The sequence below is a fragment of the Sodalis sp. dw_96 genome (genome assembly GCF_018449575.1).
In the GTDB taxonomy this organism is placed as follows: Bacteria; Pseudomonadota; Gammaproteobacteria; order Enterobacterales; family Enterobacteriaceae; genus Acerihabitans.
Map to the genome: position 1 here is coordinate 1 of NZ_JAAVUT010000016.1, position 20,949 is coordinate 20,949.

At 56.4% G+C, this 20,949-nt stretch carries 12 protein-coding genes; 8 read left to right on the forward strand and 4 right to left on the reverse strand.

The window, feature by feature from the left end:
- Nucleotides 1-130: 130 nt before the first annotated feature.
- Complete coding sequence (gene treC, locus HB631_RS19675; protein WP_213992882.1) at nt 131-1,840, reverse strand: alpha,alpha-phosphotrehalase; 1,710 nt, start codon at nt 1,838-1,840, stop codon at nt 131-133.
- Between the two features lie 77 nt (nt 1,841-1,917).
- Nucleotides 1,918-3,336 (reverse strand): PTS trehalose transporter subunit IIBC, encoded by a 1,419-nt coding sequence (treB, locus tag HB631_RS19680; RefSeq protein WP_213992883.1) that lies wholly within the window; start codon nt 3,334-3,336, stop codon nt 1,918-1,920.
- A 242-nt stretch (nt 3,337-3,578) separates the two neighbouring features.
- Between treB and treR the strand changes: the two genes are divergently transcribed.
- Nucleotides 3,579-4,526, forward strand: coding sequence for a trehalose operon repressor TreR (gene treR, locus HB631_RS19685; protein WP_213992963.1), 948 nt, complete (start codon nt 3,579-3,581; stop codon nt 4,524-4,526).
- Between the two features lie 200 nt (nt 4,527-4,726).
- Here treR and HB631_RS19690 read toward each other — a convergent pair whose 3' ends face one another.
- A complete protein-coding gene (locus HB631_RS19690; RefSeq protein WP_213992884.1) occupies nt 4,727-5,602 on the reverse strand; it encodes a DMT family transporter in 876 nt (291 codons plus the stop codon).
- Nucleotides 5,603-5,911: 309 nt separating this feature from the next.
- On the opposite strand from HB631_RS19690, the gene HB631_RS19695 reads away from it, so the two are divergent.
- The 7 genes from HB631_RS19695 (at nt 5,912) to HB631_RS19725 (ending at nt 19,652) form a co-directional block, all read left to right on the forward strand.
- Nucleotides 5,912-7,174 (forward strand): MFS transporter, encoded by a 1,263-nt coding sequence (locus tag HB631_RS19695; protein WP_213992885.1) that lies wholly within the window; start codon nt 5,912-5,914, stop codon nt 7,172-7,174.
- Between the two features lie 487 nt (nt 7,175-7,661).
- Nucleotides 7,662-7,859 (forward strand): hypothetical protein, encoded by a 198-nt coding sequence (locus tag HB631_RS19700; protein WP_213992886.1) that lies wholly within the window; start codon nt 7,662-7,664, stop codon nt 7,857-7,859.
- 104 nt (nt 7,860-7,963) lie between these two features.
- Nucleotides 7,964-8,449, forward strand: coding sequence for a GNAT family N-acetyltransferase (locus HB631_RS19705; protein ID WP_213992887.1), 486 nt, complete (start codon nt 7,964-7,966; stop codon nt 8,447-8,449).
- 836 nt (nt 8,450-9,285) lie between these two features.
- Complete coding sequence (locus HB631_RS19710) at nt 9,286-14,268, forward strand: 2-oxoacid:acceptor oxidoreductase family protein (RefSeq protein ID WP_213992888.1); 4,983 nt, start codon at nt 9,286-9,288, stop codon at nt 14,266-14,268.
- Between the two features lie 200 nt (nt 14,269-14,468).
- Nucleotides 14,469-17,402: a sulfide/dihydroorotate dehydrogenase-like FAD/NAD-binding protein gene (locus HB631_RS19715; protein WP_213992889.1), complete on the forward strand. Its 2,934-nt coding sequence runs from the start codon at nt 14,469-14,471 to the stop codon at nt 17,400-17,402.
- Between the two features lie 239 nt (nt 17,403-17,641).
- Nucleotides 17,642-19,033, forward strand: coding sequence for an NAD-dependent succinate-semialdehyde dehydrogenase (locus tag HB631_RS19720; protein ID WP_213992890.1), 1,392 nt, complete (start codon nt 17,642-17,644; stop codon nt 19,031-19,033).
- A gap of 310 nt (nt 19,034-19,343) precedes the next feature.
- Nucleotides 19,344-19,652, forward strand: a complete 309-nt coding sequence (locus HB631_RS19725) for a YciI family protein (RefSeq protein WP_213992891.1) — start codon at nt 19,344-19,346, stop codon at nt 19,650-19,652.
- A 140-nt stretch (nt 19,653-19,792) separates the two neighbouring features.
- On the opposite strand, the gene HB631_RS19730 is transcribed toward HB631_RS19725, so the two are convergent.
- Entirely contained in the window at nt 19,793-20,800 is a 1,008-nt protein-coding gene (locus tag HB631_RS19730) for a LacI family DNA-binding transcriptional regulator (RefSeq protein ID WP_213992892.1), read from the reverse strand.
- Nucleotides 20,801-20,949 lie beyond the last annotated feature (149 nt).

Below are 20,949 nucleotides of genomic sequence, written 5' to 3' on the forward strand. Positions count from 1 at the left end.
GTTAGCTTCAGTGATGACGGGCCTACCGTGCCATGAGGCGCTCGGTCGGGCAGAAAACCCATGCCCGATTCGACCTCATTGGCACGGTCTCCCTTTAACACGCCCGGTGTTAGCTTCAGTGATGACGGGTCTACCGTACTGTGGGGCGGCTGGGCCGGCTTTCGCCTTGTTTATCTTCACTTAACAGCCACCAGGCAGCCTCATAAGGTCGCAAGAACCGCGCGTCCGGCGCCGGGTCATCACTGCTGTAATTGCTGAGCAGCAGTGTTTGTTGCCCCTTGTCGGCAAGGAAGTCTTCTTCCAAAGGAAGATGTTCACAACCCAGGTTGGCCATCACCAGCAGACGCTGTGTTCCCCATCGGCGTTCATAACACCACAGGGCAGGGTGTTCCGGCGCGAGATCTCCGTAGTCCCCCCAAGTGATAATCTCATACTGTTTGCGCAGGGCAATCAGCCGTTTATAGGTAAAAAGCACCGAATTCCCGGCGTTTAAGGCCCGTTCCACGTTTATTTCCCGATAGTTCGCCGCCGGGTCGATCCATGCGTCCCCCTCGGTGAACCCGGCGTTGCGGGAAGCATCCCACTGCATCGGCGTGCGGCCGTTATCCCGGGATTTTTGCGCCAGGATCGCCAGCAATTCTTCGTCGTCCGTTCCTTGCCGGCGCAAAGTATGAAACATATTCAGGCTTTCCAGGTCGCGATATTGCCGGATATCCGCAAAATGGGGGTTGGTCATGGCTATCTCTTCGCCCTGATAGATAAAGGGCGTGCCCTGCATGCCGTGCAGCACCATCGCCAGCATTTTGGCCGAGACCTCCCGCAGCTCGCCGTCGTTCCCCAGGCGGGAAACAACGCGGGGCTGATCGTGGTTACACCAGAACAGCGCATTCCAGGCCTGACCGTGCATGCCCTGTTGCCACTGCTGGAAAATGCGCTTAAGCATAATCAGATCGGGCTTTGCCCGGGTCCATTTGGCACCGCCGGGATAATCCACCTTCAAATGATGAAAGTTAAAGGTCATGGACAGCTCCTTGCCGTCCAGACGGGCATAACGCCGGCAGTGATCCAGGCTGGTGGAAGACATTTCCCCCACGGTCATCAACCCGTATGGCGCAAACACCTCGTCGCTGAACTCTTGCAATAGCGGATGGATATTCGGGCCGTCGGTATAAAAACGCCGACCGTCGCCCTCATCGTCATCGGGGAATTCAGGGTGCTTGGAGACCAGATTAATCACGTCCAGCCGCAGCCCCGCGACGCCTTTATCCGCCCAAAACCGGCACACCTTTTTCAACTCTTCGCGCAGGCGGGGGTTTTCCCAATTGAGATCCGCCTGTTCCACGGCGAAGGAGTGCAGATAGAATTGACCGCTGGATTCATGCAGTTGCCAGGCCGAACCGCCGAACTTCGAGTGCCAGTTATTGGGCGGGCCGCCGTTGACGCCGTCGCGCCAGATATAAAAATCACGATAGGGACTGGCGGGATCCGTCGCCGCCTTGAACCAGGCATGTTCGATAGAGGTATGGTTGAATACCATGTCCATCACGATGTGCATATCGCGCCGGCGCGCCTCGTCCACCAGCCGCTCGAAGTCGGACAGGGTGCCGAACAGCGGATCGATGGCGCAGTAATCGGCGATATCATAACCGTTATCCACCTGGGGCGAGACATAGACCGGCGTCAGCCAGACAGCGTCGACTCCCAGCCATTGCAGATAATCCAGCCGCCTGATCATGCCCGGCAAATCGCCGATACCGTCACCGTTGCTGTCCTGGAAACTCTTGGGATAGATTTGATAGATGACGCCGTTTCGCCACCAGGGAATATCAGTGTTGTTCATGCCTATTATCCTTAATCTTCGCGACAAGTGCGGACCCCGGCGAGGCGAGGTCCGTTGATGTCCGTGCTAAAACAGTCTTATACCACCGGCAGGGTATTCACGTGGGTCTTGTGGCGATAAACCGCCATGGTGAGCGTAAGCGGCACCACAATCACCACCATCATGGCAATGGAGTAGATTTGCCAGTACTGCGGCTGAATCGACAGGATGCCCGGCAGCCCGCCGACGCCGATGCCGTTGGCCATTACGCCGAAAAGCCCGCAAATCAGGCCCCCGCACGCGGAGCCGATCATGGCGCACAGCATCGGGAAGCGATATTTCAGATTGATACCGTACATGGCCGGTTCCGTCACCCCGAGGAAGGCGGAAATGGCGGCCGGTACCGAGATTTCACGTTCGTTGTTCTTGCGGCTGATAAGAATGATGCCGAGTACCGACGATCCCTGGGCGATATTGGATAACGCGATAATCGGCCAGACCGGCGTGCCGCCGAGGGTCTGTATCATCTGCAGGTCAATGGCGAGAGTCGTCTGATGGATGCCGGTAATGACCAGCGGCGCATAGAGAAAACCGAACAGCGCCGCGCCGATGGGGGCAAAGCCGCCGGTCATGAGTCCTTTCACCGCCCAGGCCACGCCGTCGCCAATCATGCGGCCGAACGGCCCGATAATCGCGTGGGCCAGAAACACCGCTAAAATCAGCGACACTACAGGCACCACTACCAGATAGAGATAATCCGGCACCAGGCGTTTAAGCCGGGTTTCGATAAAAGCCAAGGCCATGCCCGCCAGCAGCGACGGCACCACCTGCGCCTGATAGCCGACCTTGGCAATGCTGAACAGTCCGAAATTCCACACATCCGGCGTATGTTGGCCGAGCAGATAGGCATTCATCAACTGCGGCGATACCAGGGTCACGCCCAGCACGATACCCAGGGCGGGCGTTCCGCCCATTTTCTTTACCGTCGACCAGCAGATGCCCACGGGCAAATAAAAGAAAATCGCTTCGCCAATCAGCCAGAGAAAGTCATATATAGCCTGCCAAACCTGTGAGTTTTTAATCAGCGGCTGATGGCCGAACAGCGGCACGTCGCCGATAACGTTACGAAACCCCAGAATCAAACCTCCGCTTATCAGTACCGGCAGCAGGGGGAAGAAGATTTCGGCAAAATGGGAAATGGCCAGCTCATGCCAGCTCATATTCTGGCGTGCCGCGCGTTTGGCGCTCTCCTTGTCGCTGGCGTTAAGCTGCGTTGCGCTGATGAGCGCCTGATACCAATCGCCGACGTCCGTGCCGATCACCACCTGAAACTGCCCGGCGTTGGTAAAACATCCTTTTACCATCGGCAATTGTTCGATTTTTTTCGGTTGCGCCGCCTGCGGATCGTGTAATACAAAACGCAGTCGGGTAATACAGTGGCTGACGGCGGCAATGTTCTCTTTGCCGCCTACAAGGGATATCAAACTGTCGATATCCTGCGGGTTTATTTTTTTCATTTCGGCGACCTTTATTGTTATGGGTTCCAGAGGTATTGGAGGGCAACGGGAAAATAACCCTAATAGTTTTGGCGATAAAGTGGGAACGTTCCCATTTTCGACTATGATCACATTAAATATTCACGGCGGCAGCCGAAGCACCCCTGAAACAGGACAGGAGGGCACCGGCGGGCCGGTATGGTGTTACACTACGATAGGCACAATATTACAAGGTAAATTCAGGCAATTATTCAATGGAACCTATACGGAGTCGTCTCACCATCAAGGATATCGCCCGCCTGAGCGGCGTCGGCAAGTCCACCGTTTCCCGTGTGCTGAATAACGAAAGCAAGGTCAGCCGGCAAACCCGCGAGCGCGTGGAGGCGGTGATACGGGAGCACGGGTTTGTGCCCTCGAAATCGGCGCAGGCGATGCGGGGACAAAGCGACAAAATCATCGGCATTATCGTCACCCGTCTTGACTCCCCGTCGGAGAACCAGGCGGTGCGGGCCATTCTGCCGCTGCTGTATGAACAGGGTTATGATTCCATCCTGATGGAGAGCCTGCTTAATCTCGGCCGGGTGCGGGAGCATCTGCGGGTATTATTCCAGCGCAACGTTGACGGCGTCATTTTGTTCGGCTTCACCGGGCTGCAAAACGACATGCTTGCACAGTGGCGGGATAAAATGGTGGTGATGGTGCGGGAATACGCCGGGCTCTCCTCGGTCTGTTACGATGATGCGGGCGCGGTCCAGCTGCTGGTAGCGCGCCTGCGGCGGCAGGGACATCGCCATATCGGTTATATCGGCGTGATCCCCAGCGATGAAACCACCGGACGCCTGCGCTACGAGGCATATCTGCGGGCCTGTGACGACATGGGTATCTCACCGGCGGCGGCGCTGGGGGATCTCGGCTATCAAAGCGGCTTTAATTTGGCCGGCGAGGTTATCACCGCCGACACCACCGCGCTGATTTGTGCCACCGACACCATCGCCCTGGGGGCGATAAAATATCTCCAGCAGCATCATATTGAGCCGATGCAAATGTGCAGTATCGGCCATACGCCGCTGCTGAGCTTTTTGTTTCCCGACACCCTGTCGGTGGATCTCGGCTATTCCAACGCCGGCAAAGCCGCGGCGCACCAACTGGTGAATCTGCTCAACGGCGAGCCGGCCGGGGACAATATCATCATACCCTGTACACTGGATTAACCGGACTCATCGGATTAACGGAATCAAATCAACTGAATTAGCGGAATGAGTCTGATTAACCGAATTAACCGAATTAACCGAATCAGCTGAATGAGTCGGATGACCGAATCTAGGCAATTAACTTGATTGTCTGGTTTGCGGCCAGCGCAATCTCCATTCAATGCAACAAAGTATCAATCAGCTGCCAGCGCAATCTCCATTCAATTCACCAATGTATCGATCTGCGGTCGTGCCGTGATCGCGCTGCCTATTCCCGCCGTCACCGACAGGGCAATCGCCAGGATCTGGATAAGCGTCAGGTTCTCCGCCAGCAGAAAAAACGCCACGATGGCCGCCACCGCCGGCTCCATGCTCACCAGGATGCCGAAGGTCTTATGTGGCAATCGCTTCAAGGCGGCCATTTCCAGCGTCATGGGCAGCGAGCTGGAAATCACCGCCACCAGCAGGCCGATCAACAGCAGATAGGGATGGGTGATAATCGCGCCGGCATCTGACATCCCCACCGGAAACGTAACGATGGAAGCGAATACCAGTCCGATGGCCACTGTTTGCCCGGAATGCAGATGGCTTATCTTTTTGCCGAATACAATATAAAGCCCCCAGCCAAAGGCGGCAATCAGGGCAAAAAGCACGCCGGTCACATCCAGGCCGCTCTGGTTGCCTCGCAGCGGCAATATCATCAACATGCCGCCAACCGCCAACAGTATCCAGATAAAGTCGGTGAATTTGCGCGAATAAATTACCGTTACCGTTAACGGACCGATAAATTCAATCGCCACCGCCAGGCCGAAGGGAATGGTTTTCAGGGCCAGATAAAAAAACAGGTTCATCGCCCCCAGCGTCATGCCGTACAGAGCGATGAATTTCAGCTCCCGCCGGGTTATGGTCGCCTGCCAGGGACGCCACAAAACCAATAGGATAAGGGCGGAAAATCCCGTGCGCAGCGCGGAAGTGCCCGTTGCGCCGATCAAAGGAAACAGGAACGCTTTTGCCAAGGACGTCCCGATACCCAATGAAACGATGGATCCCAGAACCAGCAGAAAAGGGACGAGCCGAGTGGCGATGGACGGTGGCATGGGGCTGATCCGGTTAGCATAAGGGTAGGGGTGACTTTTTAGCATGAAAATCAGTTTTTTAGAAAGCGGAAAATATGACTGAAGAAGGAAACCGGGATCGGTTTGGTTCAGGCTATTGGTATTGATTGAAATGGTTGGTATGGTAGCAATGCCGGCGGATATGATAAGTTGATGTTAAGTCCCGGTGAGATGTACCGATGAACAGTACCGATGAAAATTGCCGGTGCAAAGAGGTAAACGCTAACCGGCAGATCACATTCAGAGCCGCATGTCTGGCAAGACCATAAATAGTGTATATCAGGATGGGTTATGTCTTCTTCTGCCCCCGCCAGTGCGGATTCGCTGTTGCACCACCGCTCTTTTATCGCTTTTTGGCTGGCCCGTACCGGTTCCAGCTTTGGTTTTCAGATGTTGTCCATCGTGGTGAGCTGGCAAATTTACGCCACAACCGGCCGCGCGTTGGATCTGGGGCTTATCGGGCTGGCGCAGTTCTTGCCTTCGGTGGCCCTGGCACTCCCGGCCGGGCATGTCGCTGACCAATACGACCGCCGCCGTATCGTGCTGTTCGGCCAGGTCGTCGAGTGGCTTGCCGTAATCATGCTGGCGGCGTTAACCCTTATGCACCTTGCCGATGAAATCATTATCTTGGGGCTGGTGTTTCTTATCGCGGTGGCTAAAGCCATCGAAGCGCCGTCGCTTCAGTCGATGATGCCGGCGCTGGTGCCTCCGTCCATGCTGGCGCGCGCCACCGCCGCTAACGCCGTCTCCAGCGAGGCCGCTATGATTGTCGGCCCGGCGCTGGGGGGCGTGCTTTATGTGGCGGGGGCAGGTACGGTCTATCTGGTGACCGGTCTGCTTTATCTGGTGTCGATGGTGATGGTCGGCCTGCTGCGCTATGAGCAATCGCCGCCGCGACGAGAGCCGGCCAGTTTTTCCACCCTGTTTGCCGGCATCCATTTTATTCGAGCCCGCCCGGACGTGCTGGGGGTCATTTCCCTGGATTTGTTTGCCGTGCTGCTGGGGGGCGCCACGGCATTGATGCCGATTTTCGCCAAGGATATCCTGCATACCGGCCCCTGGGGACTGGGTTTACTGCGCGGCGCGCCGGCGGTGGGGGCGCTGTTGATGGGGTTCTGGCTTAGCCGTCGCTCCCTGGAGCATCGAGTAGGCATGATTATGTTCGGCGCGGTGGCGGGTTTCGGCATTGCGACCCTGGTGTTCGCGTTATCCACGGTACTTTGGCTGTCGCTGCTGGCACTGTTCGCCCTCGGCGCGTTCGATATGGTAAGCATGGTGATACGAGGCGCCCTGGTGCAGTTGGATACCCCCGACGAAATGCGCGGCCGCGTTAACGCCGTTAACTCGATATTCGTCAATACTTCCAACCAGCTCGGCGAGTTTGAATCGGGCATGCTGGCGGCCTGGCTGGGGGCGGTGCCGGCGGCGGCGCTGGGCGGCATCGGCACCCTGCTGGTGGTGGCGCTCTGGATGGCCTGGTTCCCCAAGCTTCGGCAACGTCAGCGGTTGGAGAATACGGAAGAATTCAAGGAGGGGGCGGCGGATACGCTTTGAATAACTGAACCTGATAGCGCTACTGTGGGTTATTTATGTGAAAAAGAATGTCAATGCGCTAAAAAATCTAGGTAAATAAGCTACCTGAATAATGATGTTTTCAAATGACGACGAAATTTTATTTTATTTGCCTAAATGCATTTGCGCTGCAATGAAAAGAAACCAACGATCGTATTCTATAGAAATGTGAAGCTCTTTGAAAATTTGTTCTTTATACTTCGCGGCGCAGCTTTATTTATATTTTATATTTAAGGCGTTACAGTGCGGCAATGAAAACGTTCCCCACACCTCATGATTTTTTTCAGAAAATTTTTTAGCGATGCCGGCGCTGCTTCACTACCTGGCGGAAGTGGCAGATCCCCTTGACTTGAATGCCTTTATACGTATGCTTATCGAAAATACGCCACTTTACAGGGAAAAGATGATGACTGTCGCAGAACAGCTAAAACAAATTGGACGCGAGATTGGACTGCAACAAGGGCTGTAATTGGGACGTAGTGAAGGACGGGATGCAGGCCGTGAAGAAGGGCTCAAAGAAGGTCTCAAAGAAGGTCGTAACGAGCAGGCGAGAGAAATTGCCCGTAATATGCTGGCTTTAGGTCTTAACAGCGTCACGATCGAGCGCGTTACCGGATTGAACGGGGAAGAACTTGCTGTGCTGGCGGATTTACCGGCCGACCGCTAAACCTTGAGTCTTGCATAAACCGGGCAAAATTGACTGTGGTCAGCCGTTAGGTTGTGCCTGTATTTTAAAGGCAAGCAATTCACTGAATTGAAAAAGGAACAGGTATGTTAGTATCGATTAAAGGTCATGGAAAAGAGTTTGACGCGTATCGAACCATCTTCATTCATGAATATGAAATGGATTTGACTCGGAATCATAAACTCAGTGAATATGAAGCCCATGAAAAAGCAGTCAATATCATTGATTCCGCATTTTTAGGCGAAGTCGGGATTACGAACAATTCGCTGTTTCGTATCGTAAAAACCATCAGTGGTGCACAGCATAACGTGGGATATATCTGGATTTTATCTTCAAAGAAGGATAAGTCTCCTTTTGTTATGGATTTCTATATTTTACCCGAGTATCGCAAGCAAAGCCTGGGGACAGAGGCATTAACCGAACTTTTCTATCAATTAGCGCAAAACGGTAATACCGCCATAACATTACGCGTGGACCCGGATAATCAGCCGGCGCTGAATCTTTATAAAAAAGTGGGCTTTAATATTACCGGCATCAATATGGCGAGAAAACTTAACAGCGCCCCCTACTAGCCCGTCTTTTGCCTGTTCTGAACCGGCTGCCTTGGGACATTCGTCTTGGTTCGCCCTGTGATTGAGCCGGCCAGGATTTTCCCCCAGACCGGTATGTTTTAACGGCTGGGCGCGTATCGGCCCGAAAACATTTCTACTGCCTTTTTTTAACCCCCGTACGCATTTATTTTTTCCGCCGGGCCATTATCCAGTGTCCTTCACCCTTTAACGCCTGATGTGCGCAAAACCGACGGCAGACGAGGGTGGTAGCAGCACATTATCCCGCTGTGCTCAATAAGGATTCACCGTCAGCCCTGACTGTCGTCGTTCCCGTGCGCCCGCTGTAAAAAGCGCCGCCGCGTGATGTAAAGCTGCTTTTTATCGGCAAAAAGCGGGTACATTCTTTGTCTATAACCATATAAATAGAAGGGGTTTTGCGATATGCCCTTGTGCCAGGAAGTCCAAAACGGGATGCCCTATCCCGACGGCGGTTTCTGGTTCAGCGACGGGCACAGGTACAGGAAAACGTCTGCCGGTTATCGCCTGGGGTATATCCCGCAGGCGATAGAGGGGAAACGGGACATTGGCTTTGTATGATGTAATAGGTCTTGTGAGTGTAACCGGTAGCCCGAATGTGATTAATGAAATGTATAGGTTTTGCTTAAGCCATATCAGTATTGTTTTAGCTATTTAGATTCAATTGTTTGATATTGCTGTCATTGCTTAAATCGAGAAACGTGCATTTAAGGAAATACAAAACCAAGACATTGATCCTATATAAAGCGATTTTATATAAAGGCGCCGCCGCACTCCAGTTAGCACGGCTTATATATTACCCATCCTACAGACAAGTCACTATGAAAAATAATAAAGTGAAATATCCAGGCATTCCCAGTGTGATTCATGGCAATGGCGCTGTTGCCTATGTCATGAACCACGTTTGTGGCGGCGTTATCGGTTATCCCATAACCCCGTCGACGGAAATTGCGGAGATTTTCGAAGCCGCCCGCGCCGAAGGCGGCATCAACGTCTGGGGCAAGCATCCGTTTTTCTTTAGCCCGGAGGGGGAGCACTCGGCACAGAGCGGCGCGCTCGGGGCGGCATTGACCGGCGGCCAGTTCATCTCAAACGCCTCGTCAAGCCAGGGCATTCTTTATGCCATGGAATCCCATTACGTCACGGTAGGCAAGAAGGTGGGGGGCTTTGTGCTGCAGGTGGCGGCGCGGGTGGTGTCAAAACATTCGTTGAATGTGATGGCCGGCCATGACGACGTCTACGCGCTGCTCTCCTCGGGTTATACCATCCTGTTCGGGGCTAATCCCCAGGAAGCGGCGGACCTGGCGGCCATTGCCTATCGGGTCTCGTCGCTGTCGCTGATTCCCGTAGCCAACGCCATGGACGGCTTTTCCACCAGCCATATGCTGTGTGAAGCGCTGCTGCCCGAGCCGGCGCTGTTGGCGGAGTACTTGGGTGATCCGGCGGGGCGCATCAAAGCGCCCACCGCGGCGCAGGAGATGCTTTATGGCGCCAAAGGGCGCGTATTCCAGCTTAAGCGGTATCTGTCCCGCCACCAGGCCGATATCGCCAACGACGGGCGGTCGGCGCTGCAAAACTACCTGGAGCTTAACGCGCAAGCCATTGAACAAGAGCAACAAGGCAGCCTGGTAGCCGAGACGCTGGGCTGGCTGCCGGTCGAACTGCACGCTCCCTGGCGGAGGCAGTGGATGAATGCCTTTGAGCAGGGTACCCGGCAATTGGTGCCGGCGTTAATCGACGTCAATCAGCCGGGGCTGACCGGCGGTGTACAGAACCAGCCGGATTTCCAGGCCGGGGCGGCTGATCATCGCGCGCATTTCGCCAGTGACGTGCCGGCGCTGGTGCGTCTGGCAATGGCGGAATACGGCGAGTTGACCGGACGCCATTATCAGCCGATACAGACCTTTATGTGTGAAGATGCTGAAAATGTCATGGTGGCGCTGGGGTCCGTCACCGATGATATCGAGGCGGTGGTGGCGTATCTGCGCCGCCAGGGGCGGAAAGTGGGGCTGGTGGCGGTTAAGCTGCTGCAGCCGTTCCCGGAAGCGGAACTGGTGGCGGCGCTGCAAGGTAAGCGGGCCGTGACGGTGCTGGAACGTTCCGACCAGACGGAGCTCACCGTCCGGGTGACCCGCGCTCTGTTCAAGGCCCGGGAGAATGCCGATGAAGTGCGTCATGGGGATATTCCACCGATCCACGCCATGCCGCAGCTCACCACCGCCATTTTCGGTCTCGGCGGGCACGACCTGCAGCCGCGGCATTTGATCGCCGCCTTTGACAATATGGCGAATGGCCAGGGGGCGCCGCTGGTCTATTTGGGTTCGCAGTTCTTCTCCCGATCGCCTTCCCCCTATCTGGAGAAACTCCAGGCGCGCCTGATAGGAGCCTATCCGGAAACCGAACGGATGGCGCTTAACACCGGGCCGAACCCGAACCTTCTGCCGGAGGGCGCGTTCCGCATCCGTTTTCATTCGGTGGGCGGTTACGGCACTATCGCCACAGGTAAACTGTTAACCGATATTCTGGCGGGCGCGCTGGATATGCACTCGAAATCGGCGCCGAAATACGGTTCGGAAAAAAGCGGCGCGCCCACCAATTATTACATTACCCTCAGTCCGGAGCCGGTGAAAATCACCAATGCCGAACTCGAGGATGTTGAAATCGTCATTTCGCCGGATCACAAGGTATTCAGTCATACCAACCCCCTGCGCGGCCTGGTGGCCGGCGGCACTTTTATTATGCAATCCAATCTTTCCCCGCTGGAGGTGTGGCGGGAATTACCGGCATCGGCCCGCAAGACCCTGGATGAAAAAAAGATCCATTTTCTGATTATCGATGCGTTTGCCGTCGCGAAAAAACATGCGCCGACGCCGGAGCTAGAAACCCGTATGATGGGCATCGCCTTTATCGGCGCGGTGGTGGGTCATGTTGAACGGGTGTCGGCCGGCTCATCCGCCGACGTGATACTGGCGAGAATCCGCCAGCAGATCGGTAAAAAGTTCGGTGCCAAGGGCGGTGCGGTGGTGGACGGCAATATGGCGGTTATCCACGACGGCATTGCCGCCACCAGGCGGGTTGATTACGTCTCTGCGGCTTTTATCGACATCGCCGGTCAACCGGCATCGGTGAGCCCGTATTCGGTATCTTTATCCGCCGGGCATGAACATCCGGAAGATACATCGGTTTTGAACGGTCTTTTCGACCATGAATATTATGAAGAAACCGTGGCGCGCCCCTTCCGTGAAGGCACCATCGGTGAAGCGCCGGTACTGCCCGGCGCCGGTCTGTTTATGCCCGCCGGCACCGCGAGCGCGAAGGATAAAGGGCTGTTTCGCCGTTCGGTTCCCGCGTTCAACGCCGAAGCATGCACCGGCTGTATGGAGTGTGCGCTGGTGTGTCCGGACGCGGCGATCCCGAATACGGTACATGATATCCACCAACTGCTGCTGGAGGGTATCCGCCGGCTCGGTCTGGATGAAAGCCGGCGCGAGGCCATGGGTATGCATCTTTACCCGCTGGTGGATGCGGTGCGTGAAAGCTACCGTCAAAGTAAAACGCCGCGGCCCTTCCATGATGTCGTCGCCGATGCGGTGGCGGGATTGGCCATTGACGCGGCGGGCCTGCGTAAAGATTTTGTCAAACTGGCCGAGGTGCTGGCGGTGTATCCCGTTGCCCGGACCCGGCCGTTCTTCGATGCGGTGGAAAAGACCGGTGCCGGCGGCGGCCTTTTTGCCGCGATCGTTGATCCGTGGAAATGTACCGGTTGTCTTGAGTGCATCAGCGTTTGCGGGCCGGGCGCGCTGGCGGAACGCGCTCAGGACGCGCCGCTGCAACAGACCCTGCAGGCCCGTTTCGAGTTTATGACCGCGTTGCCGAAGACCCCGGCGCGTTTTTATGCCGACGCGCTCAAACCCGACGGCGACATCAAACGGATGTTGCTTGAACCCGGCAATTATTACGCCACCACCGGCGGCCACGGCGGATGTCGCGGCTGCGGCGAGGTGACGGCCATCCGTTTGGTGGTCTCCGCCAATCATGCCATCACGCATCAGCGCCAGCAGGAGCACCGGGAAGAGCTGGAGGACCTTATTGCCCGGCTGAACGGGAAGCGGAATGGATTGCCGCAGGCGGAAGAAGCCCGGCGCGTGCGCCTCGGCGGACTTATCGATACGCTGGAAAAAAGGCTGTATCTGTACGAAGGCGGTCCCGGGGGGAGTGGCCCGGCAGGGGCGGTTATCGCCAACTCCACCGGCTGCAGCAGCGTTTACGCCTCGACCTTCCCGTACAACTGCTATAACGATCCCTGGGTCAACAGCCTGTTCCAGGACGCCCAACCGCTGGCCAAAGGGATGTTCGAGGGGCTGGCCGCACAGGCGGTGGGGGATGTCCGCGCCTTGCGCCTGGCGCGTCTCGAACTGGCGGACCAATACTGTCCGGACCTGCACGATCCGGCGCTCCGTTACCTGTCGTGGAGCGGCTTCACCCCAGACGAACTTGCCCTGTTGCCGACGGTAATGACCATCGGCGGGGACGGCGCCACCTATGATATCGGCTTCGGCGCGCTGTCACGCATTCTAACCAGCGGCACGCCCCTCAAGGTGGTGGTGCTGAACACCGGTGTCTATTCCAACACCGGTGGCCAGGCTTCAACTTCAAGCTTCATCGGCCAGGACGCCGACCTGGCCCGCATCGGCAAGGCTCAGGGCGGCAAGCATGAAGCCCGCAAAGAGCTGGGGCTGATTGCCTCATTCCATCCCGGTGTGTTTGTCTGTTCCACCACCACCGCGCTGCCGGGGCATTTCCTCAAGAATACGCTGGAGTTCCTGCGCTATAGCCAGGGCCCGGCGGTGCTGGATATCTATACCCCTTGTCAGAGCGAGCACGGCATTACCGACGCCGCCGCCGCCCGGCATGGCCGTCTGGCGGTGGAAAGCCGGATGAACCCGGTGTTTGTGCACGATACGCGCCGCGGCGCTTCGTTGCACGACTGGTTCTCCCTGGAGGGGAATCCTGATGCGGATAAGGACTGGACCGCCACTACCCTTGAGTATCTCGACGAAAACGGCGCCCTGCGGCTGTTGACCATGGCGCTGACGCCGGCGGTCTTCGCCCTGGGGGAAAATCGCTTCAGAAAGCAGTTTTATGCGCTGGATAGCGAGGACGAGGGGCACACGACAGCGGTGGAGACGTATATCGATCTGCCGCCCGTTGAGCGGACGCAGCGCATTCCCTTTGTCTATGCCGTGGACGCCAACCGGCATCTCATCAAGCTCGGCGTCTCGCCGTCGTTGATCGAACTGGTGGAAGAGCGGCGTAAGTACTGGCGGATGTTGCAATATCTCGCCGGTCAGGATGTCGGGAAAATGGCGGCGGAACACGATGCCGCCATCAACGCCCTGACGGCGCGGTATCAGGCCTCCGTGCAACAGCGGGAAGTTGCCATGGACGATATCGCCCGCGCCATGTCCCGGCTGGCGGCGTCCAGCAAGGTACCGCCGATGGGCGCCGGCGCTATTCCCATCACCATGGTGAACGACGCATCGTCCGCCGGCCTATCCCCCGCGGCGGAGCGCGAGGCGCCGGTCACGCTCTCCCCGGAAGACCAGGAGAAGTGCACCAATTGCAAAACCTGCTATCAGGATTTGCCTGAGATCTTTGAAAGGACCCGCGTGGTTATCAACGGCGAGAGCCGGGAAATCGCCCATATGATCCCCGGCGTGCTGGAGCGTTTGACCATCACGCCGGAGCTGAAGCGCCGTATTCAGCGGGTAGCGGCCAACTGCGATGCGGAGATCATACAATGAGCAGCGAAAACAGGCTTTCGTTAACACAGGGCGGATCACCGCAGGATGCTTTCTCACAAAACGCATCATCACGGATTGCTTCCGCGGATAACGCTTTCTCACCGGACGCGTCTTCACAGAATGCTTGCTCAGAGAACGCTTTCTCACCGTATGCGTCTTCACAGAATGCTTGCTTAGAGAACGCTTTCCCACAGGACGCTTTGCGCCGTTATCTCGGGGCCGGCACGGTCCTTGAAAATACCCGAGCGCAGTTGTCGGCCCTAGAGCAAACGGAGCCGGTGGATACCTATCACCGGCAGATGGCGCTGTTGGGCCGCCGGCTGCAAAACCAGCCGCGGGCCTTTCACGATATGTTCATCGCCGACGGCACCCAGGCCGTGGCCTTGGAATTCCGCCAGGAGGAGCTGGGCGCCGAATTCACCTTTACCCTGTGGGAGCTACTGCTTTCGGACAATGATGCCGGCAAACTGCTGATGCGTTTTATCTGGGAGGTTCCATTAAAACTCAAGCGTAAATTCATTCGAGCCCTCGACCGGCATCTGTCCGGGCGTTATCCGGTATTCCTGGGATTGTCGGATAACTGGCCGGCGGAGAACGCCATTCCGCCCTATATACGTGACCCGGCGCTGCGCGCGCGGGATTTCGAACTGGTAAACCAGGGTTATCTCGGTTATATGAATGTGGGTTACAGCGCCCGTGAGGTGGAATTGCTGGTCTGGCTGGAAGCCCTGCGTGACAAGCAGTGCGAAGAAAAGCCCTGTGAAATCGGCCTGACCGTCCCCGGCAAATCAGCGCCCAAGGGCGGATGCCCGGTGAAAATTCACATTCCGCAGATGCTCAGCCTGCTGGGCACCGGCCGCTTTCGCGAAGCGATGGAACTCATAGAAAGCTGCAATCCGTTGCCCAACGTCACCGGGCGGGTGTGCCCGCAGGAGTTGCAGTGCCAGGGCGTCTGCACCCACCAAAAACGACCGATTGAAATCGGCCAGCTTGAATGGTATCTGCCCCAGCGGCATAAGATGTTTGCCGACGGCGGCGGCGAGGATGTCCCCCTGCGCCCCGATCCCTGGGCTCTGGCGGTAAAACCCCCCATCGCCGTGGTGGGTTCCGGACCCGCAGGACTTATCAACGCCTACCTGCTGGCGGCGGAGGGATTTCCGGTGACGGTATTCGAAGCCTTCCACGCCTTGGGCGGTGTGTTGCGTTACGGTATCCCGGAGTTCCGGCTGCCCAATGACCTGATTAATGATGTGGTGGACAAGATAACCCTGCTGGGGGGAAAGTTCGTGACCAATTTCGTGGCGGGCAAGACCGCCACCCTTGATGACCTGAAGAGCGCCGGATTCTGGAAGATTTTCGTCGGTACCGGTGCCGGGCTGCCGCGCTTTATGAACGTACCCGGAGAACATCTGCTTAACGTGATGTCCGCCAACGAGTTTCTGACCCGCGTCAATCTGATGCAAGGCGCTCAGGAGGAGTATGAAACGCCGCTGCCGGAAGTCAGCGGCAAACGGGTGATGGTTATAGGCGGCGGCAATACCGCGATGGATGCGGCCCGTACCGCCCTGCGCCTGGGGGGCGAGGTCACTATCGTCTATCGCCGCACCCAGAGCGAAATGCCGGCGCGGGTGGAAGAGCTGCAACATGCGCGGGAGGAGGGCATTGTGCTCAAAGTCCTGCGCGCCCCCTGCGAGTTTATCGGCGACGATAACACCCATTTTGTCCGGCAGGCCATGCTTGATGTCATGACGCTGGGGGAAGCCGACGCCTCCGGTCGACGCAGCCCGGCGGCTACCGGCGAAAAAGAGCCGATGGCGGTGGATTTGGTGATTATGGCCCTCGGCAACTCTCCCAATCCTATTATTAAAGACGCCGAGCCGGATCTGCATACCACCCGATGGGGCACCGTCGAGGTGGGGCAGGGTTCGCAGCAAACCTCCATCAACGGCGTGTATTCAGGGGGAGATGCATCACGCGGCGGCTCCACCGCCATTAACGCCGCCGGTGACGGCCAGGCGGCGGCCCGTGAAATCGTCGGCGATATGACGCTGTCCCCCGAGGAAATCCGGACCAGGGTAAGTTTGGCCCGGGGCTACTCATTGCTTGCCGCCGCCCCGAAAACCATTTTGGCGAAGAGAGAGCTGGCGGACGGCATCGTCGAATTTATCGTCCATGCGCCTCTGATTGCCAAAGCCGCCCGCGCCGGACAGTTTGTTCGTGTGCTGCCGTGGGCCAGCGGCGAATTGATTCCCCTGACCCTGGCCGATTGGGACCCGGAGCAGGGCACTCTCTGCCTGGTGGTACAGGGGATGGGAAGCAGCAGTCTGTCCATCAACCGGATGCGGGTGGGGGATGTGTTTGCCGGCATTGCCGGTCCACTGGGCAGGCCCAGCGTCGTGCACAGCTATTCGGACACATCCGGGGATATGGGTGCGGGCAACGATACGGACACCTTAGCGAATAAGGATGCGGGCAACGCTTCGGGCAGCTATGCGGATAAGCCCACAGGTCAGAATGCCTGCAAGCCTGGGGACCAGACCGCCGGCAACAATACCGTGGTCTTTACCGCCGGAGGCGTCGGCCTGCCGCCGGTATATCCCATCATGCGGGAGCATTTACGCGCCGGCAACCATGTCACTCTCATCGCGGGTTTCCGCAACGCCGGGCTGCTGTTCTGGATCGGGGACGACGAACGCATCGGCAAACTGCAGTTGAGTTATCCGGGATTGCTGGATGTCATTTATACCAGTAACGACGGCAGTTTTGGCGTCAAAGGCTTTGTCACTGTCCCGCTGGAAGACCTGCTTAAAAGCAACCTGAGAGGGGAAGGGCGGCAAATAACCGAAGTCGTGACCATCGGTCCGCCGCTGATGATGCGCGCGGTTTGCGATTTGACGCGTCCTTACGGCGTGAAAACCGTTGCCAGCCTGAACTCGATTATGGTGGATGCCACCGGCATGTGCGGCGCCTGCATGGTGCCGGTGAATATCGACGGCAAGATGGTGCGTAAACACGCCTGTATCGACGGCCCGGAAATCGACGGGCATCTTATCGACTGGGATAAATTCCTGCCGCGTTTTAATCAGTTCAATGTCCAGGAACAGGCCAGTAAACGGCAGCATGGCTTCGCGTAACAAGGGCTCCCCCGGACGGTCTTACCAGGCCGTTCAGGGGGACTCGCCATCGGCCATCTTCCCGCCTCTCTTCGCCAGTTTTTTGTACCGCTTCTCAAGCATTATGTTAGTGACTTTCAATAGATAAGTTCAATTTCATGGTATTTTGTATCGAAATATTAGCGGTACTGTATTATAAAGTTACGAAGCGTATTATTAAATGCTTCTATGATGTAAATAAAATGTGAAGGAATACAATAATGGCTTATGCAACCAAGAATCCGTTTACCGGCAAAGTGATAAAAACCTTTCCCGACGCAACCGACGAAGAAGTGATTACTGCCATAGAGCATGCGCACGGGGCTTTTCTGAACTGGAGAGACCAGACTTTTTCGACGCGCGGTAAAATCATGCAGCGCGCCGCGGATATTCTGCGCGACAACAGCGAACGTTACGCCAAGATTTTGACCCTTGAAATGGGGAAAATCTTATCCGAGGCAAAAGCTGAAGTTGAACTGTCGGCACAGATTTTTGAATTTTACGCCAAAAATGCCGAAACCCTGTTGGCACCTGAAAAACTCACCGTGGCGAAACCCGAAGAAGGGGAGTCGGTGGTTTTTCATGAGCCTCTGGGCGTGCTGCTGGCCATCGAACCCTGGAATTTCCCGTATTATCAGATTGCCCGCATCATTGCGCCGCAGCTTTCGGCCGGGAATACCCTGCTGCTGAAGCACGCCTCCAACGTTCCCCAGGCGGCGGCTATTTTTGAGCAGCTTATGCATGAAGCGGGATTGCCGGATGGCGCGTTCACCAATCTGTACGCCACCCGCTCGCAAATTGAGCTTATCCTCAACCACCCCCATGTTCAGGGCGTGGCGCTGACGGGTTCGGAAGGCGCCGGTGCCCTGGTGGCCCAACAGGCCGCGAAGGCGCTGAAAAAGTCCACGCTTGAACTGGGCGGGGCGGATGCCTTTATTGTCCTGGCTGACGCGGATATGGAACCCACGGTGAAATGGGCGGTGTTCGGACGGCATTGGAACGGCGGCCAGGTGTGCGTCTCTTCCAAACGCATGATCGTGGTTGACGATGTTTATGACGATTTCATGGCCCGCTATACCGAGGGCGTCGCGGCGCTGCGCGCCGGCGATCCTCTGCTGGACACCACCACCCTGGCGCCGCTGTCTTCCCAGGAAGCCGCGGAAGAGGTAAAAGAAAAAATCCGGCTGGCGGTGGAACACGGCGCCACCGCGACGGAAGTCGGTCCTAAGGTGCCGGCGCAGGGCGCGTTTGTTCAACCCACTATCCTGACGAATGTCGCGGAGGATAACCCGGCCTATTCCATGGAATATTTCGGCCCGGTCTCCATGATATTTCGTGCCAAGGACGAGGACGATGCCTTACGCATTGCCAATGATTCCCCCTTCGGCCTGGGCGGCTCGATATTCACCGCCGATGCCAAGCACGGCGCGGAATTGGCGCGGAAATTCTCCACCGGCATGGTGTATATCAACCATCCCACCCGGGTGAAAGCGGATCTGCCGTTCGGCGGCGTCCGGCGCTCCGGCTATGGACGCGAGCTTATCGGGCTCGGCATCAAAGAGTTTGTAAACCATAAACTGGTGTCGGTGGTGGATATCAACGCCGAGTTTTAAAGAGGGCGTTTATACCCTTTATTTTTCCCGTTGCGGCCGGGTTGCTTTGTAACCCGGCTCATCCATGAGCCTCGTCCCTTCGGGCCGCTGCAAGCAGCGTTCAAATCTGTTCCAGACAGATTTGTCACAAGCCAGCTATCTTGCTGCAACCCGACGTCTGTCAAGTAAGGTACATTTAACGTGAAATACGGCCAATACTATTGATTGGCCGTATTTCATCTTATGTTATGATCAGCGACGAATCTGGCTCGGCGGGCGAAGCGAAGGCGATCGCTATGGTAATCCATACAAAGAACAGGAGCAGAGCGAAATGGCTTTTTTTATCGTCACCATGACACACCCCGACGGTGATGGCTGGAAAAAACATCTGCACGAACATATCGACTATCTGCAAAAACTGGTTCAACAGGGCGTTTTGCGGGCTTCGGGTCCGGTGAAAAATTCGCCATTACGCAGTGGTTTTCTGATTTTCAAGGCCGCGTCCCGCAAGGAAGTTGAATTGTTGATTGAGAAAGACCCCTTTTCCCTGGCAAGATTAATCGTGAGTTTGAGCATTTCGGAATGGGATCCGTTATTTGGCGAGTTTGCGGCGGAATCCAGCGGCGTACAGCCCGGCTAAAAATAATAGCCCTTTTCCACGAAGAATCTCATCAATACCCCGTTTTCCTGTTATCGAATAAAGCCGTTTGCCTGCAGTAAGTCATTAGCCGTCCAGTCGGCAACAGGCGACAGGGCATGACGCTTATTGCGCCGCGAGGACTACTGCACAACCGCTCTTTGGCGGTGGATCATCGTCATGGGGATCATGACTTTCTCAACGCCGGCCACGCCATGGGTCAATGCGTTTTGCATGGCATTAAAGGCCTGTTCCACCCAGGCGTTTTCATTTTGCCGCATTGACCAAACGTTGTTTGATAAAAATCCCAGCATGGCATGTTCGTCAAAGGTGCCGATATTGATTTCGGCCGGGATATAGCCATATTGTTCACGCAAAACGCTCAGCGCACCCTCCAGTATCGGCAACGAAGAGGCGATAAATCCCTGCGGCGCCCGATGATGCTGCGCAAAGAACCGGCTCATCATCAGCACCCCGTCTTCCTGGCGATTATGGCCGGCCTCCAGGATCCATTGGCGGGAGTTTTCCCCCATGATCTGCCTGTAACCCTGCAAACGCATTTTAATCGCCGGTTGTTCGGCATCCCCCGCCAGAAAATAAAGCGGCGCCGATCCGTTGGCTGCCTTCATGACGCGGGTGAGCTGCACGGCGCCCTGACAATTGTCGCTGACCACCAATGAAACGCCCGTCTCGCCAAAGTCGCGGTCCAGCAGCACCAGCGGACGCCTTTCCACCAGTTTTGCATGATGGTTTTGTGACTCGCGGGATGAAGGCACGACAAACAGACCGTCCACATTACGTTGCAGCAACCCTTCAACCAGCTTGTTTTCATGACGGACGTCGCTGTAAGTACAACCGATCATGAGCTGGTAACCGGCGTCCCGGCAGCGTATTTCCAATTTCTCCGCCAGGGTGGAAAAAAACAGGTTGGACAGGCGCGGCACAATGAGCCCCAGGGTATCGGTTTTATTCAGCTTAAGGCTGCGGGCCGTATGGTTTACCTTGTAACCAAACTCGGCCACATAGTTATTGATCCGTTCCTGCGTTTTGGCGCTGATGCGATATTGCTCAGCTTTCCCGTTCAGTACCAGGCGGATGGTGGTAATGGAGAGATGTAACGCTGTGGCTATCTGCTCAACCGTTTTTACCATTAAAAATGCTGTCCCGAAAAGTCACCGTAAGGAAATTGTAACGTATCCGCTAACTCGAGTCAGCTATTACATCTCGCGTCCTCCTTGGCGGAGGGTTTATTGTCGGTTATTGTAAAGGTAACCCGATAATCGTTTAAGACGTTTGGTCC